The sequence below is a fragment of the Burkholderia sp. lig30 genome, from assembly GCF_000687455.2.
Lineage (GTDB): Bacteria > Pseudomonadota > Gammaproteobacteria > Burkholderiales > Burkholderiaceae > Burkholderia.
This window is the reverse complement of the sequence record NZ_JGVW01000079.1, coordinates 57356-64223: the sequence shown is the minus strand read 5'-3', so window position 1 is coordinate 64223 and position 6868 is coordinate 57356. Positions and strand designations below refer to the sequence as shown.

General features: G+C 61.4%; 7 protein-coding genes, 1 tRNA gene and 1 pseudogene. 7 read left to right on the top strand and 2 right to left on the bottom strand.

All coding sequences use genetic code 11. The features are described from left to right. The 4 genes from LIG30_RS13460 to LIG30_RS13445 all read left to right on the top strand — a co-directional run. On the top strand, window positions 1-406 hold a 406-nt coding region (locus tag LIG30_RS13460; protein ID WP_038712946.1), incomplete at its 5' end, for an SIS domain-containing protein. A 17-nt stretch (window positions 407-423) separates the two neighbouring features. Then, a complete protein-coding gene (locus LIG30_RS13455) occupies window positions 424-1206 on the top strand; it encodes a BON domain-containing protein (RefSeq protein WP_038712945.1) in 783 nt (260 codons plus the stop codon). After that, window positions 1203-1544, top strand: a complete 342-nt coding sequence (locus LIG30_RS13450) for a c-type cytochrome (RefSeq protein ID WP_038712943.1) — start codon at window positions 1203-1205, stop codon at window positions 1542-1544. Before LIG30_RS13455 ends, LIG30_RS13450 begins: the two co-directional genes overlap by 4 nt. A 50-nt stretch (window positions 1545-1594) precedes the next feature. Next, window positions 1595-1670 (top strand) — tRNA-Ala (locus tag LIG30_RS13445). Window positions 1671-2183: 513 nt separating this feature from the next. On the opposite strand, the pseudogene LIG30_RS13440 reads toward LIG30_RS13445, so the two are convergent. Together LIG30_RS13440 and LIG30_RS27535 are read right to left on the bottom strand one after the other, a co-directional pair. Then, window positions 2184-3368: pseudogene (locus LIG30_RS13440) on the bottom strand (tyrosine-type recombinase/integrase); the annotation flags it as partial. Window positions 3369-3431: 63 nt separating this feature from the next. Further along, window positions 3432-3929 (bottom strand): hypothetical protein, encoded by a 498-nt coding sequence (locus LIG30_RS27535; RefSeq protein WP_152986087.1) that lies wholly within the window; start codon window positions 3927-3929, stop codon window positions 3432-3434. An 86-nt stretch (window positions 3930-4015) separates the two neighbouring features. Between LIG30_RS27535 and LIG30_RS13430 the strand changes: the two genes are divergently transcribed. The 3 genes from LIG30_RS13430 to LIG30_RS13415 all read left to right on the top strand — a co-directional run bounded on the left by LIG30_RS13430 (window position 4016) and on the right by LIG30_RS13415 (window position 6177). Next, on the top strand, window positions 4016-4870 hold the full coding sequence (locus LIG30_RS13430) for a hypothetical protein (protein WP_235510306.1): 855 nt from the start codon (window positions 4016-4018) through the stop codon (window positions 4868-4870). Window positions 4871-5572: 702 nt separating this feature from the next. Then, complete coding sequence (locus tag LIG30_RS13420; protein ID WP_051995020.1) at window positions 5573-5908, top strand: hypothetical protein; 336 nt, start codon at window positions 5573-5575, stop codon at window positions 5906-5908. 47 nt (window positions 5909-5955) lie between these two features. Then, on the top strand, window positions 5956-6177 hold the full coding sequence (locus tag LIG30_RS13415) for a hypothetical protein (protein WP_038712936.1): 222 nt from the start codon (window positions 5956-5958) through the stop codon (window positions 6175-6177). Window positions 6178-6868: the final 691 nt, after the last annotated feature.

Here is a 6868-nt window from a genome sequence, read left to right as displayed (position 1 = left end):
CGCCGCGGCGCTGATCGGCGGCTTCGAGCGCGAGCGGCCGGGCCTGCCCGCGATCGCGCTGGCCACCGATGCGTGCCATGCCGGCCTGGCCGCCGCCGGCGCGGCCGAGCAGATCTTCGCGCAGCAGGTGCGGGTGCTCGGGCACACGGGCGACGTCCTGCTGGTGCTGGACCCGACCGGCGCGTCGCCACGCGTGCTGGCCGCGGTCGACGAGGCGCACGAGCGCGAAATGACGGTGGTCGCGCTCACGGGCGGCAGCGGCAACGCACTGGCGGCCGCGCTGTCCGACACCGACATTTCGATCAGCGTGCCGGCCGACCGCGCGGCGCGCATTCATGAAGTCCATCTGCTGACCATCCATTGCCTGTGCGACGGCATCGACGCGATGCTGCTCGGTGAGGATTGAACGAAGGAGTGCCGTCGATGAAGAGTAGCCGAATCAAACAGACGCTGGTTCGAACCACGCTATGGGCCGCCGCCGTCGCGGGCCTAGCGGTTTCCCTGCAAGGCTGCGTGCTTGCGGTGGCAGGCGTGGCGGGTGGCAGCGCGCTGGTTGCGACCGATCGCCGCACGCTGGGCGCGCAAACGGAAGACCGCGAAATCCAGGTCAAGACGCTGACGCAGATCAGCAACACGCTGCCGGACCAGGCGCACGTGAACGTGACCGTGTTCAACCGCCGTGTGCTGCTGACGGGCGAGGTGCCCGATGACGCATCGAAGCAACGCGCCGAGGCGATCGTGCGCGGCATCAACAATGTGAACGGGATCATCAACGAGCTGTCCATCGAAGGGGCGAGCTCGTTGTCGTCGCGTGCGAACGATTCGTACCTGGATGGCCGCGTGAAGACGGCGATGATTGCCGAGAAGGGCATTTCAGCGAACAACTACAAGGTGGTGACCGAGCGCAGCAACGTCTATCTGATGGGGCTCGTGACGGTCGAGGAAGGCAATCGCGGCGCAGAAGTCGCGAGCCAGGTGCCGGGCGTCGAGAAGGTCGTGAAGGTGTTCCAGTACATCCGTCCGCAGGATGCGCCGGCGCTGCAGACCGCCGCGCCCGCGAACGGCGCATCGGCTGCGCCGGCGGACGGCGCGACGGTCGGCGCCGTGCCCGACGCGTCGGTGACGGCGGCGCCGTTGCAGTCGCCCGCGCCGATCTCGAACTCGACCAGTGTGCATCCGGGCAATCCGAAGGCAGGAACGCAATGAAAGTGAAGAAGTGGATGGCAGGCGCGGCGGCGGCCGCGCTGATGGGAACATTCGGTGCGACCGCCCACGCGGACGTCGGCGACGGGCTCGCGGTCGCGCGCAGCAATGCGTGCATGGGCTGCCACGCGGTCGACCGCAAGCTGGTCGGGCCGTCGTTCAAGGAAGTCGCGGTGCGTTACAAGGCCGATCCGCAGGCGCTGGCGAAGCTGTCGAAGAAGGTGAAGGAGGGCGGCTCCGGCGCATGGGGCGCGATCCCGATGCCCGCCCATCCGCGCATGAGCGACGCCGATGTCCGCTCGGTCGTGCAGTGGGTGCTGGCTGGCGCGCCATCGAAGTAACAACGGCTATTGCCAAGCGCGTAAAGTCTTGTGTATGATCGTTGAGTGTTGGGGCGGTAGCTCAGCTGGGAGAGCGTCGCGTTCGCAATGCGAAGGTCGTGAGTTCGATCCTCATCCGCTCCACCAATAAAATCAAAGGGTTACAGGCGATTTACCTGTAACCCTTTTCTGTTTCTGCGGTCCGTGTAACCGCCATGTAACCAGATTTGATCCACGCCAATCCATGTAGATCCTGCCGAGCAAGATGTGGGGTCACCCACGGTCTGCGCGGATAAGGTCCCTGTCGTCACGCTAGTTATCGCTGTCCGGCAATGCAAGGCCGGCTTCGGCTATCGCTTCGGTGACTTGCTTGAATGCTCAATCGCGCGCCGTTTTTCCTGCTCTTCAGGACGCCTCGCAGATCCCGGAGGGGCTCTTCGTGCGTGCGGCCCTCAACTCGGCGCGGTCATTCGCCAGCAGGCGCAGCTCTACCTTCCCGCCAGGCTCAATGCCCAGGTGCTGCAATATCTCTTTCGTAAACGTCACTCGGCCCAGCGCGGTGACAGTTAGCGTGCACATGGTGTCGCCTCCGCCAATTGTCGTCATATGGTGCCGCAAAAATGCGTCCGCCTCGAACGTTTCTCGCCCACTTCGGCCCTGTGTCGTACCCGCTTTAAGCTGATCCAGGTAGTCTGCCCAAGCCTGCATCATCGAGACCCGATCCTCTATAAAGCGGGTGCGGTTGTAGGCGTTACCAAGCGCACCGGCTACGCGGTGGGCCAGTTGGTGCTCGATGACATCGGCTGGGAAGCGGAGGCGCTCGTGCAGGATTGTGCGCGCCATTGCGCGAAAACCGTGGCCGGTAATTTCCGTTTTCGTGTCGTAACCGAGTCGTTGAAGCGCGGCATTGATCGCCGCATCGCTCATTGGCTTTCTGCGATCGCGGCCCGGGAAAACGTAGCGCCACTGGCCCGTGAGCGCTTGCAATTCTCTCAACATCTGGACTGCCTGCGTAGCAAGCGGCACCAGATGCTCGGTCTTCGTCTTGGAAACGGTGTAGCGCCAGTGACCGCGCTCGAGGTCAATCTCCGCCCATTCGGCCTGCCTCAGCTCGCCAGGCCTCACGAACAGCAACGGCGCTAACCGCAGTGCAGCGCGTACGACAAGCGTACCCGAAAAGCCATCAAAGGCGCGGAGCATCTCGCCGACCTTTACGGGATCCGTGATCGACGCGAAATGAGTATGCCGATTCGGTCGCAGCGCACCGCGTAAGTCGGCACTGACATCGCGGGCGGCGCGCCCGGTCGCAACCGCATAGCGGAAAACCTGCCCGCAGTTCTGATGGAGCCGATGCGCGGTATCGTGAGCCCCTCGCGACTCGGCCCGACGCAGCACTTCGAATACTTCCGGCGGAGTGATGTCCGCGATGGGCCGCGAGCCAAGCCACGGGAACAGGTCCTTCTTCAGGCGCCCCATGATCTTCTCGGAATGGCTGGCCGCCCAACCTGGAGCCTGTCTCTCAAACCACTCCAGCGCAACCGCTTCGAAAGTCGCCGCCGCGTTGAGTCGGGCCAAGCGCTTCTTTTCTTTCTTAGCCTGTCCTGGGTCAACGCCGTCCGCCAACATTGCACGCGCCTCGTCGCGCTCGCGACGAGCATGGGCGAGTGTGACATCAGGGTAGACGCCTAGCGCCAGCCGTTTCTCGCGGTCGAGAAAACGGTATTTGAGTCGCCAGTACTTTCCGCCGGAGGGTGCGACCTCGAGATACATTCCGCGACTGTCCGAGATCCGATACGTCTCAGCTCGTGGCGCAGCCCGGCGAACTTCCAGATCGGTAAGCGGCATGTGCACCTCACCCGGCGTAGGGGGCACGGATTTTCGGCGATGCGAGAAAACCGGCCGATGCCTTTAAAGCTGGATCAGCGAGCCCCGGCTGTCAACGAAATTCACGGATGAGGAGCCCTGTAGCCCTATGCTGCGCGAGGGCTTGCGAGCATTTTCCGAGCTACGTGGATGTCTCGATGGTAGATACGGCGACGCGACGTCAAGTTCGACGAGGCTCGGGATGAGCTCTTCGCCGGCCGCAAGCTGCCCTGGAGCGATCGACATTACCACCACGATCATCATCAGCATGGCGATGAGAGTGGAGAGCACAAGCGCGCGGCAAGGGCATCGTCTGAATCGGGTTTGCCAGCAGACGTCGGAGGACTTCAAGATTGCCGATCCGCGTATCGTAGAGCGTACAACAAGGCGCTTGCTGTGACTGAGCTTCCCCACGTTACGTTGCACGGCTTCGACGGTCGTTTGGGCACGTTGTTCGAGTGAGTCAGAGTGTCGGTCGGCGTTGTCGTTCAGACCCAGAGGCACAAATCGTCCGCCATTGCCGAGAAGCACTATCAGCGCCATCCGATTCACCTGTCGCGTAAGTGCCATGACAGCATCGAAGCGTGGATTCCGGAGCAGGCCGGGATTCCGTTTCAGGCCAACGCCGCGTGATCTACGAGAAAGGGATACCGCTCAGGTTTCCATCATCGACCCGCGGCGCGATAAAATTCACGGCTCGAGGCAATCGCCGCTGCGAATCGACTTACGAAGCCGGGGATATGACAGAAGACCGAACACCACAAGAACGCATCGCTGCCGCCAGGCAGCTTTATGCCGTATTGAAGGAGTACCTCGACCGGCCGACCTGGACGCCCATCGATGGGACGTTGATCGTGTCAGGGATTCATCCACCGCCCGACTGCGCCGAGATTCCTAATGGCGGCGTAGGACTTGATGGTCAAGTCTTCACGGGCGGCGGCAATGAGCGCTTTTCCGACGCCCGTCGAATCTGGCGTAAGTGGACATGGCGCTGCGAAGACGATCAGGAAAACGGCGAAGTCACGCCGGTCGAACTGAAGCCGCACAAATTCCTGATCTGGTGCGATGACATGGATATCGAGACCGACTGGATCCGGCTTTGTCGCGCCTTGTACGGCGACAAGACGAATCCCGGTCAGGTCGATTTCATTCCTGCGGAGATCGTCGAGCATGCGGCGCAATCCGCAAGGGTAATTGATGCACTCACCGCCAGACTCGCTGCTCAGGATGCGGGAGCCGCCGCCCAGAAAGGCAGCGGGAAGTCGTTGGCTCGATCGCCAATGCCCTTGCCTGAGAACAGGGAACACCTGTCAACGGAAGAGTTCGCTGCGGTGCTGGCGGTCGAGCCTCAGTCGGTCAGGAAGCGCTACTCGGAAACGGGCAGTTATCACGGGGTACGGCCGACCAAGCTTCCAAATCGCCGTGTGATCTGGCCAGTCGATGCGGTGAAGCAACTCCTCAATGGCGGCAGGATCGGCGAGTAACGAAGTGTGCAACACTCGCCGATCCTGCTATCACTGGCAATCCAGTTCGACCTTCCTCGCCTATTTCCTGCAGTTCAGATAGCGCGAGCATTGTCGACTGGAGGGCCGACGAAATCTCAGGAAATCGTGACACAGCAATCAGGTCGAGAGTGAACAATCGTCATCCTGATTGCGCTGGTACCCGAACGCGCTCGCCTCGGAAGTGCGGTAGTAAGTGCAGTAGTTCCCGGACGTGTCCTCCGTCCCCCTTCCTGATCCACTCCCTTGTTTCAACAACCGTGCATCCGACTCTGTCGGAGGTCCGCGCTCGTCCTTTATCTGGAGGCTCCGTGCCCGAAATCCGTTTCATTCATCTCCCGCCACGCCCTGGCCCGCTCGTGAGAGGGCTGGGCATCGTGGCAGGCGTCACGGCCATCAGCATCGCTGCAGCCCTGTGCTACGAGCAATATAAAAAACGCGAGCTAATACGCAAACTCGCGTCGATGCCCGGGGCACCCGACATCCTGCCCGCGCTTCGGACCCACTCGGAGAGGCTGCTCGCCCAATTCGGAGTTGGAGTCGCGCCGACATCCGACACCGACGGCTCGTAAGCCGACCAGCCACCTCATACCCGGCGCCTCGCGCCGGCTTCCTTTCCTTTCATCGCGCGCATCCGGCCATTTCCGGAGGAGCGTGCTCGCTCATTTTCAGGAGAAGTCCCTCATAAATCTGCCTTCGACTCACCACGCCGGCCCGCGCTTCAAGCTCGGCCGGATCTTCGCCACGCCGGACGCGCTGGAAGTCATCGCTAAGGCGCAGGTCTCGATCATCGACCTGCTGATTCGCCACGTTCGCGGCGACTGGGGCGAGCTGTCCGAGTCCGACCGCCAGCAAAACGAACTGTCGATTGAGGCTGGACTGCGCCTGCTGTCGAACTATCACCTGCCGGACCAGACTCGCATCCTGGTCATCACGGAATGGGATCGCTCGCACACCACCATCGAACGGCTTGATGAAGTCGTGATCACCAGTAGAAAGACCGCCCCCGCCCGACGCTAGGACCATCCGGGCTGGCCCTTCGTTAACTACGTGCGGGATGGGTATGCATGAGCAACTACGCGAGCGGCCCGCGCTTCCTGATGGGGCGGCCCCTCATCACACCAAGCGCTCAGACTGCGCTTAATGCAGCCGGCATCGAAGGAGTGCTGCTGCTCGCTCGGCATATTCACGGGGACTGGGGCCATCTTGGCACCGAAGATCTCACAGCAAACGAACTGTCTTATGGGGGGGGCGAGTACGGGCAATACGTCGGCGCCGTTGACGCATAACACTTCGTTCACCGACGGTGCTGACCTCGACTACAACCGTGATGGTGAGATCTACCGCAACATCTAACAGTACGGCCAGCGGTAAACCTTGGCCTGTAGGCACAGTGGAACCCTTGGCAACTCAGGTTCCTCTTTTTTTGCCATCGCACCCAATGTCAAGCCATCAACCGAATCTCTTCAATGAAAACCCTTGACGGAATTTTCGCGGCATCGAGGCGACGACGGGCGCCCAGGGCCAGCGTAAGCACATCTTCCGAATCGCTCTTCGAAATATGGTCATCGGCGAGATGCCTGATGAGAACGCTCTTTTACAGTGCACAACTATCGGCGTCGTTTCATTAGATAAGGGATGCTAATTACATGTCACATGCACTTTGAAAGTGGCGATCTCGCACGGTCGTAAGGTCGGATGACCAAGGGGGCTATAGGTTTCCTGAACTCTGTTGTCTGTGTGGCTTGCGCGATTGCCCGTGCAAGCGTCGCTCTCGGGGTTCGGTGGTCGATTGTCGCTAATGTCGACGCCGGAGTTGCATCGGACGATTCGCCTCCCCTCTTGCTTATTGACGTCGCCGATTCGGGAGGCTTCGCTTAGAGTTCGCGCTTCAAGCGTTGATGAAAGAGGAAACCCAGCAAAGCATCGTCGAGGCTCTTTCCACATGGCGTGAGTCCCCGATCGTTCCGCGTCACGTCT

Bases quoted from the DNA above. Each gene is read 5' to 3' on its own strand.
- LIG30_RS13455 (WP_038712945.1), top strand. From the start codon at position 424: ATGAAGAGTAGCCGAATCAAACAGACGCTGGTTCGAACCACGCTATGG.
- LIG30_RS13450 (WP_038712943.1), top strand. From the start codon at position 1,203: ATGAAAGTGAAGAAGTGGATGGCAGGCGCGGCGGCGGCCGCGCTGATG.
- LIG30_RS27535 (WP_152986087.1), bottom strand. From the start codon at position 3,929: ATGGCGCTGATAGTGCTTCTCGGCAATGGCGGACGATTTGTGCCTCTG.
- LIG30_RS13415 (WP_038712936.1), top strand. From the start codon at position 5,956: ATGAGCAACTACGCGAGCGGCCCGCGCTTCCTGATGGGGCGGCCCCTC.